This window comes from Pseudomonas sp. ICMP 8385 (assembly GCF_002699915.1).
Classification (GTDB): Bacteria; Pseudomonadota; Gammaproteobacteria; order Pseudomonadales; family Pseudomonadaceae; genus Aquipseudomonas; species Aquipseudomonas gessardii.
The window spans coordinates 206,030-224,488 of the sequence record NZ_LKBY01000001.1; the positions used below are offsets into that span (position 1 = coordinate 206,030).

Consider the following 18,459-nt stretch of genomic DNA (forward strand, 5'->3'; position numbering starts at 1 on the left):
GAAATGGCAGGGCGGGTCGGCTGTCTTTGCCGTCTCGCTCGTCGATGCGACATAGTGGCGCAGGCGAGCGGTACGGTACAGAGTGTAACAAGATAATAACTATTGCCCAAATCGCAACAGTTAAGACAACGAGGATCCACCTATGGGGATGGGCTTGTGTGGGAGCAAGCCCACATTTTGATGGTATGGCGGTTTTAACATTTAGATCGGCAGGGTGATGCCAAAGGTATTGCCTCCGTGCTCACTGCGCACAAACACATCCCCGCCATGCATCAGCGCGATCGCCTTGACGATGGCCAGGCCCAGCCCATGATTGGCCCCGCTGTTACTGCGTGAGGCGTCCACGCGGTAGAAGCGCTCGAACAAGCGGGGCAGGTGCTCGCTGGCGATCATCTCCCCTGGGTTGGTCACGCCAATCAGCACCTGCTGCGCCTGCGCTTCAATCCGCACCGCGATCACCTGCCCCGGCGAGGTGTGCTGCACGGCATTGTTCAGCAGGTTGATCAGGGCCCGGCGCAAATGGGCCTTTTCGATCCGTACCTGGGCATCGCCGCTCACCGTCACCTGCACTTGGGCGTCTTCGAGGATAAAGTCCAGGTAGTCGAGGGTGGTCGCCACCTCATCGGCCAGGGAGCTTTCGATCAGCTTGGTGGCCTTGCTGCCCTGGTCGGCGCTGGCCAGGAACAGCATGTCATTGATGATCGAGCGCAGGCGCTCCAAGTCTTCCAGGTTCGATTGCAGCACCTCGAAGTAATGCTCGGCCGAGCGGCCACGGGTCAGGGCGACCTGGGTCTGGCCGATCAGGTTGGTCAGCGGCGAGCGCAGTTCGTGGGCCACGTCGGCATTGAAGGATTCCAGGCGTGAGTAGGCGGTTTCCACGCGCTCCAGGGTCGAGTTGAAGGCATTGACGAACTGCTTGAGTTCCGGCGGCAGTGGCGACAGTTGCAAGCGCCCGGACAGTTTCGGCGGTGCCAGTTTTTGCGCTTCATCCGAGAGTTTGATCAGCGGCTTGAGGCCGATACGCGCGACCCAGAAGCCCAGCAGCGAAGCCAGCACCACGCCGACAAACGCCAGGCTGATCAAGGCCATCAGCAGATGGTGCTGGGTGGTGCGGAAGTTGGCGGTGTCGATGGCGATCATAAAGCGCAGCGGCGGGCGCTGGTCCTTGGCCGGAAACTGGCTGACCAGCACCTTGAACGGGTAGGCATGCCCTGGCAGGTACAAGTCGCGCATGCCCGTGGGCCCGGCGGCGAATTTGCGCAGGCGGGCGTCCGGGTTGCCGTACTCGTAGGTCGGGTCACTGCTCACCACCCAGAAACGAATCCGCGTGTCCTCTTCCCCCAGCAGCTTGAGTTTGCTGGTCATCTTCACCCAGTGATCCGGCGTGCCGAAACGCTTGATCGACGACTCCAGCACACTGTAGCGCGCATCCAGCTCGGCCCCCGGCAACAAGCCCAGGCCACGGTCCACTTGCTGGTACAACGCGCCGCCGATCAGCAGGAAAATCACCAGCGCCACCAGGGTGAACATGCCGCTCAGGCGCAGGGCAATCGAGTTACTCGACACTGCGGTTCTCCAGCACATAGCCCATGCCACGGATGGTGTGCAGCAGCTTATGCTCGAAGGGCCCGTCGAGCTTGGCCCGCAGGCGCTTGATCGCCACTTCGACCACATTGGCGTCGCTGTCGAAATTGATGTCCCAGACCATTTCCGCAATCGCCGTCTTGGACAGGATCTCGCCCTGGCGCCGTGCCAGGACGCTGAGCAGCGAGAACTCCTTGGCGGTCAGGTCCAGGCGCAGGCCGGCGCGGCTGGCCTTGCGGCTGATCAGGGCGATCCACAGGGCGGCGATGGTCACCTGCCCCGGCTCATGCCCGCCACTGCGGCGGGTCAGGGCTTGTAGGCGGGCCACCAGTTCGAGGAAGGAGAACGGCTTGCCCAGGTAATCGTCGGCGCCTTCGCGCAGGCCGCGGATGCGGTCTTCCACGCGCTCGCGGGCGGTGAGCATGATCACCGGGGTCTGCTTGCGCGCCCGCAGCGCGCGCAGCACGCCAAAACCGTCGAGGCTGGGCAGCATCACATCGAGCACGATCACCGCGTAGTCGCTTTCCAGGCCCAGGTGCAGGCCCTCGATGCCGTCGCGGGCCACGTCCACGGTGTAGCCTTGCTCCGTCAGCCCGCGATGCAGGTAGTCGGCGGTTTTTTCTTCGTCTTCAATAATCAGGACGCGCATGACCCCGCCTCACTGTGTGGTCGTAAGCCCAAGGGCCGGTGTGGGTCTGTGGAAAAGTTTCTCAAGGTACAAGTATATGACCGGCGTGGTGAACAGCGTCAGTGCCTGGCTCACCAGCAACCCGCCGACCACCGCGATCCCCAGGGGCTGGCGCAGCTCCGCGCCGGGGCCTGCGCCGAGCATCAGCGGCACCGCGCCCAGCAGCGCGGCGAGGGTGGTCATGATGATCGGCCGAAAACGCGTGATACAGGCTTCGTAAATCGCATCGCTAGGCGCCAGCCCGCGCACGCGCTGGGCCTCCAGGGCAAAGTCGATCATCAGGATGCCGTTTTTCTTGACGATGCCGATCAACAACACCAGGCCGATCAAGGCCATGATGGAAAAGTCCTGGCCCAGCAGCCACAGCATGATCAACGCACCCAGGCCGGCGGAGGGCAGGGTCGAGATGATGGTCAGCGGGTGCACGAAACTCTCATACAGCACGCCGAGGATGATATAGACCGCCACCAGCGCCGCGAGGATCAGCCACGGCTGGCTGGCCAATGAGCTCTGGAACGCCTGGGCCGCACCCTGGAAGTTGCCGATAAGGGTGCTCGGCATGCCGATCTCGTTCTTGGCCTGGTCGAGCATGATCACCGCGTCCCCCAGGGCCACGCCCGGCGCCAGGTTGAACGACAGGTTGGCCGCCGGGAACATGCCGTCATGGCTGATCGACAACGGCCCGACGGTTGGCGGATCGACCTTGGCCAGCGCCGACAACGGCACCATCTCGCCGCTCAGGGGTGAGCGCAGGTAGAAGTAGTTCAGGCTCTCGGCCTTGCCCCGTTGCTGGCTGTCCAGTTCCAGCACCACCTGGTATTGGTTGGTCTCGGTCTGGAATTCATTGACCTGGCGTTGGCCGAACGCATCGTACAGCGCCTGGTCGACATCGGTGGCGGTCAGGCCAAAACGCGCGGCGGCCTGGCGGTCGATACTGATGTGGGTAATGCTGCCGCCCAGTTGCAGGTCATTGGACAGATCGCGGAAGGCCGGGTTGGTGCGCAGTTTTTCGGTGAGGCGTTGGGTCCAGGTATTCAGGGTCGCGCCGTCGTTGCTCTTGAGCACGTATTGGTACTGGCTGCGGCTGGGCCCGGAGCTGAGGTTGATGTCCTGGCCGGCGCGCAGGTACAGCACGATCCCCGGCACCTGGGCCAGTTTGGCGCGGATCCGGTCGATAAACTGGCTGGCGGACACATCGCGATCGCCCCGATCCTTCAAGGCAATCCAGACGCGGCCGTTGGCAATGGTCTGGTTGCTGCCGGTCACGCCCACGGCGTGGGAGAAGTTTTCCACTGCAGGGTCGGCCTTGATGATCTCGGCCAGGGCCTGGTGCTTGGCCACCATGTCCGGGTAGGACACATCGGCCGCCGCCTCGCTGGTGCCGAGGATAAAACCGGTGTCCTGCACCGGGAAAAACCCCTTGGGGATAAACACGTAGCCGGCCACGGCCAGGCCCAGGGTCACGGTGAAGAGAGCAAGCATCGTGCGCGGATGGGCCAGGGCCCGGCGCAGGTGCTTCGCGTAACCGGCCAGCAGGCGTTCGCCAAAGCCCGGCTTGTCATGGGGACGGTGGCTGGGGGCGCGCATAAACTGCCCGGCCAGCATCGGCGCCAGGGTCAGGGACACCACCACCGAGATCAGGATGGTCGAGGTCGCGGTCAGGGCAAATTCCTTGAACAGGCGCCCGACCACGCCGCCCATAAACAGCAGCGGGATAAACGCGGCCACCAGCGAGAAGCTGATGGAGACCACGGTAAACCCAATCTCGCCGGCGCCCTTGATCGCCGCTTCGCGCTTGTCCAGGCCCGCCTCAAGGTGACGATGGATGTTCTCCACCACCACAATCGCATCGTCCACCACAAACCCCACGGCGATCACGATGGCCACCAGGGTCAGGTTGTTCAAGCTGAAACCCATCACGTACATCAAGGCAAAAGTGGCCACCAGCGACACCCCCAGCACACTGGAGACAATCAGGGTTGCCGACCACTGGCGCAGGAACAGCGCCATCACCGCCACCACCAGTAGCACGGCGATCAACAGGGTGATTTCCACTTCATGCAGCGAGGCGCGAATGGTCTTGGTACGGTCCGACAGCGGGCTGACCTCCACCGACGCCGGCAGCATCGCCTGCAAGCGCGGCAGCTCGGCCAGGATGCGGTCCACGGTGTCGACGATATTGGCCCCCGGCTGGCGGAAGATCACCAGGTTGACCCCCGGCCTATCACCGGACCAGGCCTGCACGTAGGCGTTCTCCGAGCCATTGACCACTCGCGCCACATCGCGCAGTTGCACCGGCGCGCCGTCCTTGTAGGAGACGATCAACTCACCGTATTGCTCGGGGTGGAACAGTTGGTCGTTGGTCGACAGCGTCGACACGCTGTCGCGCCCATACAGCGCGCCCTTGGCCAGGTTCAGGCTCGATTGCTGCAACACCAGGCGGATATCGGCCAGGGTCAGGCCGATGGCGGCGAGTTTGTCCGGCGAGGCCTGCACGCGAATCGCCGGGCGCTGCTGGCCGGTGATGCTGATCTGGCCGACGCCGTCGATCTGGCTGATCTGCCGGGCCAGCAGGGTTTCCACGTAGTCGCTCAGTTCGGTGCCGGGCATATTGTTGGAGCTGAGACTGAGGATCAGCACCGGGCTGTCCGCCGGGTTGACCTTGCGCCAGGTCGGCAGGTTGGGCATATCGCTGGGCAACTTGCCGGCGGCCGTGTTGATCGCCGCCTGTACTTCCTGGGCGGCGGTGTCGATGCTTTTTTCGAGGGTAAATTGCAGGGTCAGCAGGGTGGAGCCCAAGGCACTGCTGGACGTCATCTGGGTCATGCCGGGGATGGCGCTGAATTGCACTTCCAGGGGCGTGGCCACCGAGGACGCCATGGTGTCGGGGCTGGCGCCGGGCAGTTGGGCGGTGACCTGGATCGTCGGGAACTCGGCCTCCGGCAAGGGCGCGACGGGCAGGCGCGGGAAGGCGATCAACCCTAGCAGCACCAGGGCAAAAGTCAGCAGCAGGGTGGCGACCGGGTGGTCGACGCACCAGGCCGATACCGCGCCGCCCTTCATGGCTGGGCCTGCGCTTGGGCCGTCTGGATCCGGGGCGGCTCCTTGAGCACCTCCACCCGGGCGCCAGCCTTGAGGCGTGACTGGCCGTCGCTGACCAGCACATCACCGGGCTGCACGCCGGTGACAATCGTCAGGTCGCTGTTCTGGTAAGCCACGTGCACGGGCACCACGTCCACCTTGTCGCCACTGAGGCGGTACACGAAGTGCGAGTCCATACCGCGCTGGACCACGGTGGGTGGCACCACCAAGGCGGCCTTGTCGAGGGCGGTCTGGATCTTCACCGTGACCAGTTGCCCCGGCCACAGCGTTTGCGCGGCATTGCTGAACACCGCCTTGGCGCGGATGGTGCCGGTGCTGGCGCTGATCTGGTTATCGATCAGGCTCAGGCGGCCTTCGCCGAGCAAGAGCGCCGCCGGGCTATCGGTGTCGGCGCCGAGAAACGCATCGACACTGGCCGGGTGTGGCGCGGCGATCAGGCCCTGCAGGGTCGGCAGCATCTGTTGCGGCAGGGAGAATTCCACGGCGATGGGATCGATCTGCGTCACCGAGAACAGGCCCTGGGCATCCGTGGTGCGCAGGAAGTTGCCCTCATCCACATTACGAATCCCCACCCGGCCGCTGACGGGGGAGCGAATCTGTGTGTAGGAAAGCTGTACCTGTGCCGCATCAATCGCCGCCTGGTTGCCCAGGGCCGTGGCCTTGAGCTGGTTGACCAGGGCTTGCTGCTGGTCGTAAGTCTGCTTCGACACGCCGTCGTCGATGCTCAGTTCCTTGTAGCGCTTGAGATTGACCAGCGCCACCTGCAACTGCGCCTGGCTTTCGCCCAACTGGGCCCTGGCCTGGTCGAGGCTGGCGCGGATCGCCCGGTCATCGATGCTCGCCAGCAGGTCGCCGGTTTTTACCAATTGCCCTTCCTTGACCAGCAGTTTGGTGAGGATGCCGTCGACCTGTGGGCGAATCACCACACTGTGCAGCGACAGCACCGAGCCGATGCCGCTGACAAACCGCGGGATATCCTGCTGCGCGACACTGACCACCCGCACCGGGATTGCGCTGGAGGCCGCCAGCTTGGTCTTGGCCGGTCGGGTCGCTACCCAGGCCACGACCGCCAGGGCCACGATAGCGAGCACAATCCAGGTGGTTTTGCGGTGCATGGGCATGGGCTTGCGGCGTCCAGACAGGGAATGGGAAGAGTGGAGGCTCTTTATAGCCTGCAAACCCGGTCAGCAAAGTGACCGTTAACTGACAGCGCGGTCAGCAAAGGTCGACCATTCGTACCGGCAGTGGTTAAAGAACCAGGGCGCGCAGGTATACTGCGCGCCAGTGTGGCCCGCAAGTCGGGCCCGCGTCATTTTTTGCACGCCCCGGAGCTTCCATGAATTGCCCGACCCAACCGCCTGTTGAAAGCGCCGAACTCGCTGATCCAGACTGCCTCGACAGTGAAGCCAAGCCGGCGATCCCGGCCTTCAAGTTCCCCTTCAAGCCGGGTGAATTGGCCGGGGCAAAGGACAGCAATCAGCCGTGGTACAAAAACGGCGCCAAGAACGGCCACACCAAGACCCCCGGCATGGCGCCGCCCGGCACCCGCCGTTCGATGGGTAAACGCTGACGGCAGTTGTGCCTACAGCCATTGCTGACTTTTCGCCTTGTCGGCCCATGACCTTTTCTTGAAAGCTGCTCGATACCCCCTGCGCCGCGCCTGGTTGGCAGCCGCATGGGGTGAAGGAGTGGGTCTTTCAAGAAAGGGATGTCTTCATGGCTTGGGCAAAGATCTTCGTTTTATCCATTGGGTCGCTGCTGTCGGGCAGCCTTCTGGTAGGGGCGGCGGCAGGTGCTGCGCCGCGCAGCGAGATCCGCTTTGCGATCTCCCCGTTGTTTCCGCCCTATGAAAGCCGCAATGCCCAAGGGCAATTGGTTGGCTTGAACATCGAGCTGGGCAATGCCTTGTGTGCGCAACTCGATGTTCGCTGCACCTGGGTCGATCAAGTGTTCACCCATAGCATCGGCGCCCTTGAAAGCCGGCGTTTCGATGCAATCATGGGTATGGCGTCTACCCCACAACGCCGGCAGTTGATCGACTTCAGCGATGATCTGTACCCCCTGACCACTCACTTGGTGGCACGCCGGTATTCCGGGCTGATGCCCACGGTACGTGCCCTCAAGGGCAAGCGCGTGGGGGTGTTGACCGGCAGCAATCGCGAAGCCTTCGCCCTGGCGCAATGGGCGCCGGCCGGTGTGATCATCAAGAGTTTCTGGCTCAACGACCAGTTGATCCGCAGCCTGGTGGCCGGTGATATCGATGCAACGCTGCAAGGCACCGCAGAAATCCGCCAGGAACTGCTCGACACCGAGCAGGGGCAATCTTTCGATTTCGTCGGCCCGCCGGTCACCGGCCAACAACTGGGCACCGCCGTGGCCATTGGCGTGCGCAAGTCCGACCCCGAGTTGCGCCGTGACCTTAACCGGGCACTGGAGCAGCTCAAGCAGAGTGGCGAGCACCAGCGCATTCTCCAGAGCTATCAGCAGGAAGAACCCGAGGCCGCCACTGTGCAAGACACGCACGGGCCGCAATTTTATCCCAGTGAGCTGGAGCTGCCCTTTTCCGAGGCCGTGCGGGTGGGGAGCATGCTGTATATCTCGACTATTTTGGGCGTGGACGTGAACCGCAACCTGGTGAAAGGGGGCACGGGCGCGCAGATGACACAGGTGATGACCACCCTGCACGACCTGTTGGAACGCCATCAGTCGTCGCTGGACCGGGTGGTCAAGTGCACCTTGATGCTGGTCGACCTGGATGACCTGGCCCTGGTCAACCAGGTGTACCTGGGCTACTTCGCCCGTAGCCGGTTGCCGGCCCGCAGCGTACTGGCCATCCGTAGGCTGCCACACGGGGCGCGGGTGGCGATGGAGTGCGTGGCCCTGACCGAGGAGCCCCTTGGGCCTGCGATGCGGCGGGGCGTGGGCAACTAAATGCGTGGAACATGAGCTGGATCAGTATTTGCTCAACCGGTGCGCTTAGAGTCGGTGCCCCTGCCGACTCCCTCAACAACCCCGAGCGCGCTTTTCATGAAGATCAATCTCCCGGTCACGGGTCGAAGTGTGGACATTGCCCAAGACGCCAACATCCTCTCGACCACTGATTTAGGCAGTTCGATTACCTACGCCAACCAGGATTTTATCGACGTCAGCGGCTACAGCCGCGAGGAACTGCTGGGCGCGCCACATAATCTGCTACGCCATCCAGACATGCCGTCGGCGGCCTTTGCCCATATGTGGCAGACCCTCAAAAGCGGCCACTCGTGGATGGGCATGGTGAAGAACCGCTGCAAAAACGGCGATCACTATTGGGTCAGCGCCTATGCCTCGCCGGTTACCCGTGATGGCGTGGCGGTGGAATACCAGTCGGTGCGCACCAAGCCCGATGCACGGCGGGTGTTGGCGGCAGAGCGCGCTTATGCCCGCCTGCGCGCGGGGACTCGGCGCGTGCGGCCAGTGCTGGAGATGCCCTTGAAGCTGTCGCTGGTCACCGGCGCCACAGGCGCCCTGACCTGGGGCGTGGGGGCCGGGTTGGCCAGTTATTCGTGGGCGTTGCAAGTGCTGGGCCTGGCGGCGGTGGGTGCGGTGGGCGTATTGGGCATCAATCTGCTGTTGCGCCCCCTGAGGCAATTGAGCGAGCGGGCGCGGCAGATTGCCGACAACCCCGTCAGCCAGGCGATCTATACCGGGCGTGCGGATGAACTGGGGCAAATCGAATTCGCCATGCAGATGCTCGAAGCCCAGGTGGGCGCGGTGGTCGGCCGGATTGGCGATGCGTCGCAGCGTTTATCCGGGCACGCGGCGGCCCTGGTTCAGCAACTGGACAGCAGCCACGCCAGCACCCTGGGCCAGCAGAGTCAGACCGACCAAGTGGCCACCGCCATCCAGGAGATGGCGGCCAGTGTGGCGCAAGTCGCCAGCCATGCCCAACAAGCCTCGAAGGCGGCGGACCAGGCCGGCAGCGAGACCCGCGAAGGCCATCAACGGGTGGACGAAAGCCGTGATGCGGTGCTGCGCCTGTCCCAGGAACTGGACAGGGCCACCAGCGTGATCCATCAATTGGAAAGCCACAGCGGGGATATTTCCAGCGTGCTGGAGGTGATCCGGGCGATTGCCGAGCAGACTAACCTGCTGGCCCTCAACGCGGCCATCGAGGCGGCGCGGGCGGGCGAGCAGGGGCGTGGTTTTGCGGTGGTGGCTGACGAAGTGCGCGGCCTGGCGCAACGTACCCAGCAATCGACCAATGAAATCCAGCGCATGATCAGCACCCTGCAGGGCGGCGCCCGCGATGCGGTGATGGTCATGGAGCAAAGCAGCCAGCATGTCGAAGCCAGTGTTGAGCATGCCCAGCGCGCCGCGTCGGCCCTGGATGGCATCAGCCAGCGGGTCAACCAGATCACCGCCATGAGTGTGCAGATCGCCACGGCGGTGGAGGAGCAGAGCGCGGTGAGCGAGGACATCAATCGCAATATCGTCGGCATTCGCGATGCCGGCGAGGCCACCGTCAGCGCCGGCCGGCAGAGCCAGCTCAGTTCGGGCGACGTGGCGGCACTGGCAGAAGACCTGCGGCGGCTGGCGGAAGAGTTCTGGGGCAAGCGCCGTTAGGCGGCGCGCAGGGAGATAAACGCATAGTTGACCGGCACCTCGGTGGCTATCTGCGCCCCGGCCTCGAGCAACTGTTCGGCGATATCCATCCCGGACACATGAAACACCCACTCATTGGCCACGGCCGGTTGCTCCACCGCCAGCGCAATGGCCCGGGCAAAGGCGCCCATGTCCGGCAGGTACGCGGTAAAGCCATCGCCCTTGAGCGCCGTGGTGCGAATCCCCAGCAGGGCGCACACCGCCTCTTTGGTCTGCACATCGTCACGGTCGGCCTGGCGCGAGCGGCGGATCAACTCGGCCAGTTCCCGGTCCACCAGCTCGCCGCCGACGATCAGCGCCGGGCCCTGTTCCCAGGATTGCGGCGGGCAGTCCTTGGCGGCCGGGTTCAGCGGGATATGCGGGTTGATCTCCATCGGGTAGATGCGACAGACCAGCGGCCGCCGCTCGTAGATGCCGCAGCGGTTGTCTTCGTCAAGATTCCGGCAGGGCCCGGCGTTGTAGGCGGCAAAGGTGATTGCCACAAATGCCTGGGTCGTGCCGCTGGGCACCACCACCGAACGTCGTTCGGCATGCTCGCGCTGTTGCAGTGGCAGGCCCAGGCCGTTGCCCAGGAACCCCTCCACCAGCACGATGACATTACCGCCGTCCGCGGCCCACTGGCGGGCCTCGTCGAGGGTCAGGGGGACATGATGGTCGGTGCAGCATTTGCCGCAACCAACGCAGGAAAACTGAGTATTCATGGAGGATCTGCTACCAGGCCAGGTCAGAGGGCTCTCTTGAACGGTGACGGGTTTTGACCTCTATCTGCCGTTCAGGAACTCTGGAAGCAAATTATGCGCCAGCACCGCTCAGTCTTCGCTGACCGCGTCGCGTAGCACAAACACCATGCCGGCACTCTCATACAGCTGGCGTGCGCGCAGATTGCCCTCCAACACCTTGAGGTCCACATAGGGCTCGCCGCGCTGCTTGAACACCTGGAAGCTGTGCAGCAACAAGGCGCGCCCCAGCCCCTGGCCCTGGGCGCAGGGGTGGACACTGAGGTGCTTGATAAAGGCGCTGGTCCAGCACTGGGCCACGCCGAGAATGCCATCGCCGTTACTGGCCACCAGGCACAGCCTGGGGTCGAATTCGGCATCGCTGATGAACTGTTGTCGCCAGGTGTCCAGGTTGGCCACCCGGCCACCGCCCTGTTCCTGGGTCATGCGCAACACGGCATGAATCGCCGGGGCCAGTTCGTCGCGGTAATGGTCCAGGCGGGTGTCAGCCGGCCACTGCGGCGCGGGCAGGCTGCGGGTGAGGTCGCGGCGTAGCAGTTGGTAATACGCGGTCACTATTTACTACCGGCCTTGTTGCGCCACGGTCTGGGCCGCGATCACCAGGCATTTGGTCAGCTCGGGCGACGAGAACTTGGTCAAGACCGAGTTGGCACCGGCCAGGCGGGCTTTTTCGCTGTTCATCGCGCTGTCCAGGGAGGTGTGCAACAGCACGTAGAGGTCCTGGAAATCCGGGGTTTCGCGCAGGGTACGGGTGAGAGCGTAACCGTCCATTTCCGACATTTCGATGTCAGACACCACCACATTGATCTGCCCGGCGGTGCCTTGCAGCTCCAGCAGCACATCGATGGCTTCCTTGGCGCTGCGTGCGGTGTGGCAGGTCAGGCCAAGGTTGCGCAGGGTGTGTACCGATTGCTGCAGGGCCACCTGGCTGTCGTCCACCACCAGGATGCGCGCATGGCCGAGCACTTCGGCTTCTGCCATGGTCAAGTCGGTCGGTGCCACTTCGATCTGCGCGGGGGCGATGGCGTGGATGACTTTTTCGATGTCCAGCACTTGCACCAGCACCCCGTCTACCTGGGTCACGCCGGTGATAAACGAGCGATTGCCGCCGGAGCCAAAGGGCGGCGGGCGGATATCGGTGGTCAGGCAATGCACGATCCGGCTCACCGCTTGCACATGCAGGCCCTGTTTGGAGCGGCTGACATCGGTGACGATCAGGCAGCCGCCGTCGGGGTCTTGCAGGGGCATCTCGCCCAGCGCCCGGCTGAGGTCGATCACCGACAAGGCCGTGCCGCGCAGGGTGGCGATGCCTTTGACGTGCGGGTGGGACTCCGGCAGCTTGGTCAGTGGCGGGCAGGGAATGATTTCGCTGACTTTCAGCAGGTTGATGGCCATCAGCTTGCCGCTGCGCAAGGTAAAGAGCAGAAGCGAGAGTGAATCTGCGCGGGCTTTGGTGGTGGACATAAAAACCTTCTGTGGATCAGGGATAACAATCTATAGCGGGTTATCGACGTTCACGCCAAAAACTGTAGGGGCTGGCAAGCCACACACACTAACAGGTCAACCCTTCCACACCTGCGGGTTCACCAGATCCTGCGGGCGCTGGCCCAACAGGGCGCTGCGCAGGTTGTCCAGGGCGCGGTTGGCCATGGCTTCACGGGTTTCATGGGTGGCCGAGCCGATATGGGGCAAGGTCACCGCATTGCTCAGTTGGAACAGCGGCGACTCGGCCAGGGGCTCGCGCTCATACACATCCAGCCCGGCACCGCGAATACGCTGGGTTTGCAGGGCCTCGATCAGTGCCGGCTCGTCCACCACCGGGCCCCGGGAAATATTCACCAGGATCGCGCTGGATTTCATCAAGCCTAGCTCACGATGGCTGATCAGGTGCCTGGTCTTTTCGCTCAAGGGCACCACCAGGCACACAAAATCCGCCTCGGCCAGTAGTTGGTCCAGGCTGCGCAACTGCGCGCCCAGCTCCTGTTCCAGTGCGGTCTTGCGGCTGTTGCCGCTGTAGATAATCGGCATATTGAAGCCCAGGCGCCCACGGCGGGCGATGGCCGCGCCGATATTGCCCAGGCCGACGATGCCCAGGGTCTTGCCATGTACATCACAGCCAAACAACGGCGCGCCGACGCTGGCTTTCCACTGCCCGGCCTTGGTCCAGGCGTCCAGCTCGGCCACGCGGCGGGCGCTGCTCATCAGCAGGGCAAAGGCCAGGTCGGCAGTGCTTTCGGTCAGCACGTCGGGGGTGTTGGTGAGCATGATCCCGCGTTCGTTGAAGTAGTCCACGTCGTAGTTGTCATAACCCACCGAGACACTGGACACGACCTCAAGCTTGCCCGCACCGTCGAGCTGCGCCCGCCCGAGCTTGCGGCCAACGCCGATCAGGCCGTGGGCGTGGGGCAGGGCTTCATTGAATTGCGCGTTGATATCGCCCTGCCTGGGGTTGGGCACGATGACCTCGAAGTCCTGTTGCAGGCGTTCGATCATTTCGGGAGTGATACGGCTGAAGGCGAGGACAGTCTTTTTCATCGCAAGTGAGGCTCATCGACGGGGAAGAATGCCAAGCACGCTAACATTCCTGCCCACACTTGTCAGGACACCGCTCCCACAGGGGACTTTCTATATTTGGGGGCCGTGTTCCAAATCAGGTTGTAAGGCGCACCGCACCCAAACTGCCACTTAACTCATACGCCACCAGCTCCGCCTGATGCGCCGCGAGGATCTCCGGCAGCGAGCCGCGCAGGTACTCCACCCAAGTCTTGATCTTCGCATCCAGGTACTGGCGCGATGGGTAGATGGCATACAGGTTCAGCTCCTGGGAGCGGTACGTCGGCATCATGCGCACCAGGGTGCCGTTGCGCAGGCCTTCGATGGCCGCGTACACCGGCAGCAGGCCGACGCCCATGCCGCTGATGATCGCGGTCTTCATCGCGTCGGCGGAGTTCACCAGGAACGGCGAGCTGTTGATGCTCACGCTTTCCTGGCCGTCCGGGCCGTTGAAGGCCCATTTGTCCAGCTGGATCACCGGGCTGACCAGGCGCAGGCAGGCATGGTTGAGCAGATCGCTGGGCCGCTGCGCGCAACCATTGGCTTTAACGTAGGCCGGCGAGGCACAGACGATGCTGTAGGTGATCCCCAGGCGCTGGGAGACAAACCCCGAGTCCGGCAACTCGCTGGCGAGCACGATGGACACGTCGTAGCCCTCGTCCAGCAGGTCGGGTACGCGGTTGGCCAGGGTCAGGTCGAAGGTCACGTCGGGGTGGGTGCGGCGGTAGCGGGCAATCGCATCGATCACGAAATGCTGGCCGATGCCGGTCATGGTGTGCACTTTGAGCTGCCCGGCGGGGCGCGCATGGGCGTCGCTGGCTTCGGCCTCGGCCTCCTCGACATAGGCGAGGATCTGCTCGCAGCGCAATAAATAGCGCTTGCCGGCCTCGGTCAGGGCGATGCGGCGGGTGGTGCGGTTGAGCAAGCGGGTTTGCAGATGGGCCTCCAGATTGGAGACCGCGCGCGAGACGTTGGCCGTGGTGGTGTCCAGTTGTCCCGCGGCGGCGGTGAAGCTGCCGGCTTCGGCGACACAACTGAAGGCGCGCATATTTTGCAAAGTGTCCATGGGGTGCTCTCAAGGGAGATGACAAATTGTGACAGAAAGTTACGACTACCAGTGATCCCTACCAATGGATTATCGCCTGAACGGTAACAAAGATTCACAGGAATCCCACCTTATCGCCATTCCCCGCGCCCCCTAGAATTGCCGTACCGTCCCCGCCACACCACCTCAGGAATTCGCAGCAGTGCCGCGTCGCATCAGCAGAGAGCTGAAGACTCTCAGTGTTTGGGCTTTATCGTTAGCAATCAGCGGCTGCATCGGAACCGGAGGGATTGCCCCCCAAGGCAAGCGCCTCGCCGCCAATACCCTGGCTACCGACGACGCGATCCAGAGCGCCGTCCGGGATGCCCACTGGCCGACCAGCCAGTGGTGGCAGGCCTATGGCGACCCGCAGCTCAATCGTTGGATCGACCTCGCCGTACACGGCAGCCCAAGCATGGCCGAAGCCGCCGCCCGGGTGCGTGAAGCGCGGGCCATGGCCGGGTTGGCCGAGTCCGCCGAGGCCGTGCAGATCAACGGCGACGCCAGCCTCAAGCGCCACAACTGGCCCAGCGATCAGTTCTACGGCCCTGGTAAATTGGACAATTCCACCACCTGGGACAACAACGCCGCCCTGGGCCTGAGCTACGCCCTCGACCTGTGGGGCCGCGAGCGCAATGCCAGCGAGCGCGCCGTGGACCTGGCGCATATGAGTGTCGCCCAGGCGCGCCAGGCCCAGCTGGAACTGCAGAACAACGTGGTGCGCGCCTATATCCAGCTGTCGTTGCATTACGCCCAGCGCGATATCGTCGCCGCCACCCTGGCCCAGCAACAGCAGATCCTCGACCTGGCGCAAAAACGCCTGGACGGTGGCATCGGCACGCACTTTGAAGTCAGCCAGGCCCAGACCCCGTTACCGGAAACCCACCGGCAACTGGACGCCCTCGACGAAGCAATCGCCCTGACCCGCAACCAACTGGCCGCCCTGGCCGGCAAGGGCCCGGGGGCGGGCGCAAGCTTGCAGCGGCCGACCCTGGCCCTTGGTGCACCGCTGAAATTGCCCTCGGCACTGCCCGCGCAATTGCTCGGCCAGCGCCCGGACGTGGTCGCCAGCCGTTGGCAGATCGCGGCCCAGGCCCGGGGGATTGACGTGGCCCACGCCGGTTTCTACCCCAACGTCGACCTGGTGGGCAGCCTCGGCTACGTCGCCACCGGCGGCGGCATGCTGGAGTTTCTCACCGGCAAGAAGCTCAACTACAGCGTCGGCCCGGCGATCACCTTGCCGATCTTCGACGGTGGCCGCCTGCGCGCGCAATTGGGCGAGGCCAGCGCCGGCTACGACATTGCCGTGGCCCGCTACAACCAGACCCTGGTCAATGCGCTCAAAGGCATCAGCGACCAACTGATCCGCCGTGAATCCATGGCCAAGCAGCAAACCTTCGCCGCCGAGTCGGTGGCCTCGGCGCAGAAAACCTATGACATCGCAATGATCGCCTACCAGCGCGGCCTGACCGATTACCTCAACGTGCTTAATGCCCAAACCCTGCTGTTTCGCCAGCAGCAGGTCGAGCAACAGGTCCAGGCTGCGCGCCTGAGCGCCCATGCCGAACTGGTCACCGCCCTGGGCGGCGGCCTGGGCGCGGGCAACGATGCGCCGGCTGCAGGCCAGACACTCCCCAGCAAGACCCCGGCGGCCTTGGCCGTGTTCGATCACTGATCAGGTTGCCCATGACTCCCTTGCCTGCACCGCTGCGTTGGCTGCATTCCCTGGAATGGCGCCGTGGCTTTTTCGACTGGGCACGCAGTGACGGCGTGACCTGGGTGTATATCTTCAAAGTACTGATCGCCGCCTTTCTCACCCTGTGGCTGGCCATGCGCCTGGAATTGCCACAACCGCGTACCGCGATGATCACCGTGTTTATCGTGATGCAACCGCAAAGCGGCCAGGTGTTCGCCAAGAGTTTCTACCGCTTCCTCGGCACCTTGGCGGGGTCGGCGGTGATGGTGTTGTTGATCGCCCTATTTGCGCAAAACACCGAGCTGTTCCTGGGCGCGCTGGCGATCTGGGTTGGCGTGTGTACGGCTGGTGCGACCCGCAACCGTAACTTTCGCGCCTATGGTTTTGTGCTGGCCGGTTATACGGCGGCGATGGTCGGCCTGCCGGCGCTGGCCCACCCGGACGGCGCGTTTATGGCGGCGGTGTGGCGGGTGCTGGAAATCTCCCTGGGGATTCTGTGTGCGACCCTGGTCAGCGCCGCGATCCTGCCGCAAACCAGCAGTGCGGCCATGCGCAACGCCTTGTACCAGCGCTTCGGCACCTTCGCGCTGTTCGTGACCGATGGCCTGCGTGGTCGTAGCCAGCGTGAAGGGTTTGAAAGCAGCAATGTGCGCTTTATCGCCGAAGCCGTGGGCCTGGAAGGGCTGCGTAGCGTCACCGTATTCGAAGACCCGCATATGCGTCGGCGCAATGGCCGGCTCAGTCGCTTGAACAGCGAATTCATGGGCATCACCACCCGGTTCAACGCCCTGCACCAGTTGCTTGAACGCCTGCGCAGCGATGCCGCCGACCATGTGGTGGCCGCGATCAAGCCCGGCCTGCAGGACCTGGCCGAGTTGCTCGATGGCTTCAGCGGGCGCGCCTTGACCAGCCCCGATGCTGCGCGCCTGGTGAGCCAACTGACGACCTACAAGGAGAGCCTGCCGGCCAAGGTCCGCAGCCTGCGGGCGATGTTCCAGGAGAGCAGCCCCAACGATGCCGAGCAGTTGGATTTCCACACCGCTTATGAGCTGCTGTACCGCTTTGTCGATGACCTGCACAACTACGCGCAGACCCACGCCTCCCTGGCCGAGCACAGCCACGCACGGGAGCACTGGGACGAGTCCTACACGCCGAAAACCAACTGGCTGGCCTGCGCCGCGTCGGGGATTCGCGCCTCATTCATTCTGCTGGTACTGGGCAGTTACTGGGTGGCCACGGCCTGGCCCAGCGGCGCGACCATGACCCTGATCGCGGCGGCCACTGTCGGCTTGTCGGCCGCCACGCCAAACCCTAAGCGCATGGCCTTCCAGATGGCCTGCGGGACCTTGATCGGCGCGCTGGTGGGGTTTGTGGAAATGTTCTTCGTGTTTCCCTGGATCGACGGCTTCCCCTTGCTCTGCGTGATGCTCGCCCCGGTGATCGTGCTTGGCGCGTTCCTCTCGTCGCGCCCGCAATACGCCGGGGTCGGCCTGGGCCTGTTGATTTTTTTCAGCACCGGTTCGGTGCCGGATAACCTGACGATCTACAACCCCTACACCTTTATCAACGACTACATCGCCATGATCATCGGCATGCTGGTGTGTGCCGCGGCGGGGGCGATCATCCTGCCGCCCAACAGCCCCTGGCTATGGCGTCGCCTGGAGCGCGACCTGCGCGAGCAAGTGGTGTATGCCATCAGTGGCAAGCTCAAGGGCCTGGCCTCGGGGTTTGAAAGCCGCACCCGCGACCTGCTGCACCAGGCCTATGGCCTGGCCGCCGGCCAGCCGCAGGTGCAACGCAACCTGCTGCGCTGGATGTTCGTGGTGCTGGAGGTCGGCCACGCGATCATCGAATTGCGCAAGGAACAGGCGATCCTGCCGGTGCACCCGGCCTATGCCCAATCCCAGCCCTGGCGCCAGGCGATCCGGGTGATGGGGCGCTCGCTGGTGCGGCTGTTCTTGCAGCCGAGCCAGAGCAACCTGGAGCGCGCGCTGGTGGCGGTCGATCACGCCATCAGCCGCGTGCAGGCCACCGACGAACCCTTCGCCCCGCACTTCGACACTTCGGCCCTGCGCCGGGTGAAAAGCTACCTGCACTTTATCCGCACCTCCCTGCTGGACCCGCAATCGCCCCTGGCTGCCTTCAAGCCTTCCGGAGTCGCCCATGCCTCGTGAAATCGCGTTCCACGGCATCTACATGCCAACCATGACCCTGATGTTTTTTATCGCCGCCGCACTGGCCTGGGCCCTGGATCGCTGCCTGGCGGGCTTTGACCTGTACCGTTTTTTCTGGCACCCGGCGCTGCTGCGCCTGAGCCTGTTCACCTGTCTTTTCGGCGCCATGGCGCTGACCGTCTACCGTTGAGAATGCCCCG

General features: G+C 63.8%; 15 protein-coding genes and 1 pseudogene. 7 read left to right on the forward strand and 9 right to left on the reverse strand.

Going from position 1 to position 18,459, the window contains the following annotated elements:
- Window positions 1-201: 201 nt before the first annotated feature.
- The 4 genes from AO268_RS01020 to AO268_RS01035 are packed head-to-tail and all read right to left on the reverse strand — an operon-like array spanning window position 202 to window position 6,495.
- The gene (locus AO268_RS01020; RefSeq protein WP_076963495.1) at window positions 202-1,566 is read right to left on the reverse strand and encodes a heavy metal sensor histidine kinase; all 1,365 of its coding nucleotides are present in this window, start codon (window positions 1,564-1,566) and stop codon (window positions 202-204) included.
- On the reverse strand, window positions 1,556-2,233 hold the full coding sequence (locus AO268_RS01025; RefSeq protein ID WP_099167641.1) for a heavy metal response regulator transcription factor: 678 nt from the start codon (window positions 2,231-2,233) through the stop codon (window positions 1,556-1,558). The genes AO268_RS01020 and AO268_RS01025 overlap by 11 nt, the downstream gene beginning before the upstream one ends.
- Before the next feature lie 9 nt (window positions 2,234-2,242).
- Complete coding sequence (locus AO268_RS01030; RefSeq protein WP_099167643.1) at window positions 2,243-5,335, reverse strand: multidrug efflux RND transporter permease subunit; 3,093 nt, start codon at window positions 5,333-5,335, stop codon at window positions 2,243-2,245.
- Window positions 5,332-6,495 (reverse strand): efflux RND transporter periplasmic adaptor subunit, encoded by a 1,164-nt coding sequence (locus tag AO268_RS01035; protein WP_099167645.1) that lies wholly within the window; start codon window positions 6,493-6,495, stop codon window positions 5,332-5,334. Before AO268_RS01035 ends, AO268_RS01030 begins: the two co-directional genes overlap by 4 nt.
- Before the next feature lie 215 nt (window positions 6,496-6,710).
- On the opposite strand from AO268_RS01035, the gene AO268_RS01040 reads away from it, so the two are divergent.
- The 4 genes and pseudogenes from AO268_RS01040 (at window position 6,711) to AO268_RS01050 (ending at window position 9,976) form a co-directional block, all read left to right on the forward strand.
- Complete coding sequence (locus AO268_RS01040) at window positions 6,711-6,944, forward strand: hypothetical protein (RefSeq protein WP_076963491.1); 234 nt, start codon at window positions 6,711-6,713, stop codon at window positions 6,942-6,944.
- Window positions 6,945-7,090: 146 nt separating this feature from the next.
- Window positions 7,091-8,305: a transporter substrate-binding domain-containing protein gene (locus tag AO268_RS01045; RefSeq protein ID WP_076963490.1), complete on the forward strand. Its 1,215-nt coding sequence runs from the start codon at window positions 7,091-7,093 to the stop codon at window positions 8,303-8,305.
- Between the two features lie 96 nt (window positions 8,306-8,401).
- Window positions 8,402-8,683 (forward strand): annotated as a pseudogene (locus AO268_RS33620) (PAS domain-containing protein); the annotation flags it as partial.
- Between the two features lie 153 nt (window positions 8,684-8,836).
- On the forward strand, window positions 8,837-9,976 hold the full coding sequence (locus AO268_RS01050) for a methyl-accepting chemotaxis protein (protein ID WP_373562106.1): 1,140 nt from the start codon (window positions 8,837-8,839) through the stop codon (window positions 9,974-9,976).
- Here the strand turns inward: AO268_RS01050 and AO268_RS01055 are convergent.
- From AO268_RS01055 to AO268_RS01075, 5 genes are all read right to left on the reverse strand, one after another.
- Window positions 9,973-10,716 carry a YkgJ family cysteine cluster protein gene (locus AO268_RS01055; RefSeq protein ID WP_099167649.1) on the reverse strand — a complete coding sequence of 248 codons (744 nt, stop codon included), beginning with the start codon at window positions 10,714-10,716 and terminating at the stop codon, window positions 9,973-9,975. The two genes, AO268_RS01050 and AO268_RS01055, sit on opposite strands and share 4 nt — an antisense overlap.
- Before the next feature lie 108 nt (window positions 10,717-10,824).
- A complete protein-coding gene (locus AO268_RS01060; protein WP_076963487.1) occupies window positions 10,825-11,307 on the reverse strand; it encodes a GNAT family N-acetyltransferase in 483 nt (160 codons plus the stop codon).
- A 6-nt stretch (window positions 11,308-11,313) separates the two neighbouring features.
- Window positions 11,314-12,216, reverse strand: coding sequence for a chemotaxis protein CheV (locus tag AO268_RS01065; protein ID WP_076963486.1), 903 nt, complete (start codon window positions 12,214-12,216; stop codon window positions 11,314-11,316).
- 96 nt (window positions 12,217-12,312) lie between these two features.
- Window positions 12,313-13,287 (reverse strand): 2-hydroxyacid dehydrogenase, encoded by a 975-nt coding sequence (locus AO268_RS01070; protein WP_076963485.1) that lies wholly within the window; start codon window positions 13,285-13,287, stop codon window positions 12,313-12,315.
- Between the two features lie 115 nt (window positions 13,288-13,402).
- On the reverse strand, window positions 13,403-14,371 hold the full coding sequence (locus AO268_RS01075) for a LysR family transcriptional regulator (protein ID WP_076963484.1): 969 nt from the start codon (window positions 14,369-14,371) through the stop codon (window positions 13,403-13,405).
- A 181-nt stretch (window positions 14,372-14,552) separates the two neighbouring features.
- On the opposite strand from AO268_RS01075, the gene AO268_RS01080 reads away from it, so the two are divergent.
- The 3 genes from AO268_RS01080 to AO268_RS01090 are packed head-to-tail and all read left to right on the forward strand — an operon-like array spanning window position 14,553 to window position 18,449.
- Window positions 14,553-16,064: an efflux transporter outer membrane subunit gene (locus AO268_RS01080; RefSeq protein ID WP_099167650.1), complete on the forward strand. Its 1,512-nt coding sequence runs from the start codon at window positions 14,553-14,555 to the stop codon at window positions 16,062-16,064.
- Window positions 16,065-16,075: 11 nt separating this feature from the next.
- Window positions 16,076-18,259: an FUSC family protein gene (locus AO268_RS01085; RefSeq protein ID WP_099167651.1), complete on the forward strand. Its 2,184-nt coding sequence runs from the start codon at window positions 16,076-16,078 to the stop codon at window positions 18,257-18,259.
- On the forward strand, window positions 18,249-18,449 hold the full coding sequence (locus AO268_RS01090) for a DUF1656 domain-containing protein (RefSeq protein WP_099167652.1): 201 nt from the start codon (window positions 18,249-18,251) through the stop codon (window positions 18,447-18,449). The genes AO268_RS01085 and AO268_RS01090 overlap by 11 nt, the downstream gene beginning before the upstream one ends.
- Window positions 18,450-18,459: the final 10 nt, after the last annotated feature.

Excerpts from the sequence above, each read along its gene's own strand:
- AO268_RS01070 (WP_076963485.1), bottom strand. The coding sequence starts at position 13,287 with ATGAAAAAGACTGTCCTCGCCTTCAGCCGTATCACTCCCGAAATGATC.
- AO268_RS01055 (WP_099167649.1), bottom strand. The coding sequence starts at position 10,716 with ATGAATACTCAGTTTTCCTGCGTTGGTTGCGGCAAATGCTGCACCGAC.
- AO268_RS01040 (WP_076963491.1), top strand. The coding sequence starts at position 6,711 with ATGAATTGCCCGACCCAACCGCCTGTTGAAAGCGCCGAACTCGCTGAT.
- AO268_RS01085 (WP_099167651.1), top strand. The coding sequence starts at position 16,076 with ATGACTCCCTTGCCTGCACCGCTGCGTTGGCTGCATTCCCTGGAATGG.
- AO268_RS01030 (WP_099167643.1), bottom strand. The coding sequence starts at position 5,335 with ATGAAGGGCGGCGCGGTATCGGCCTGGTGCGTCGACCACCCGGTCGCC.
- AO268_RS01025 (WP_099167641.1), bottom strand. The coding sequence starts at position 2,233 with ATGCGCGTCCTGATTATTGAAGACGAAGAAAAAACCGCCGACTACCTG.
- AO268_RS01065 (WP_076963486.1), bottom strand. The coding sequence starts at position 12,216 with ATGTCCACCACCAAAGCCCGCGCAGATTCACTCTCGCTTCTGCTCTTT.
- AO268_RS01090 (WP_099167652.1), top strand. The coding sequence starts at position 18,249 with ATGCCTCGTGAAATCGCGTTCCACGGCATCTACATGCCAACCATGACC.
- AO268_RS01045 (WP_076963490.1), top strand. The coding sequence starts at position 7,091 with ATGGCTTGGGCAAAGATCTTCGTTTTATCCATTGGGTCGCTGCTGTCG.
- AO268_RS01035 (WP_099167645.1), bottom strand. The coding sequence starts at position 6,495 with ATGCCCATGCACCGCAAAACCACCTGGATTGTGCTCGCTATCGTGGCC.
- AO268_RS01075 (WP_076963484.1), bottom strand. The coding sequence starts at position 14,371 with ATGGACACTTTGCAAAATATGCGCGCCTTCAGTTGTGTCGCCGAAGCC.
- AO268_RS01050 (WP_373562106.1), top strand. The coding sequence starts at position 8,837 with ATGCCCTTGAAGCTGTCGCTGGTCACCGGCGCCACAGGCGCCCTGACC.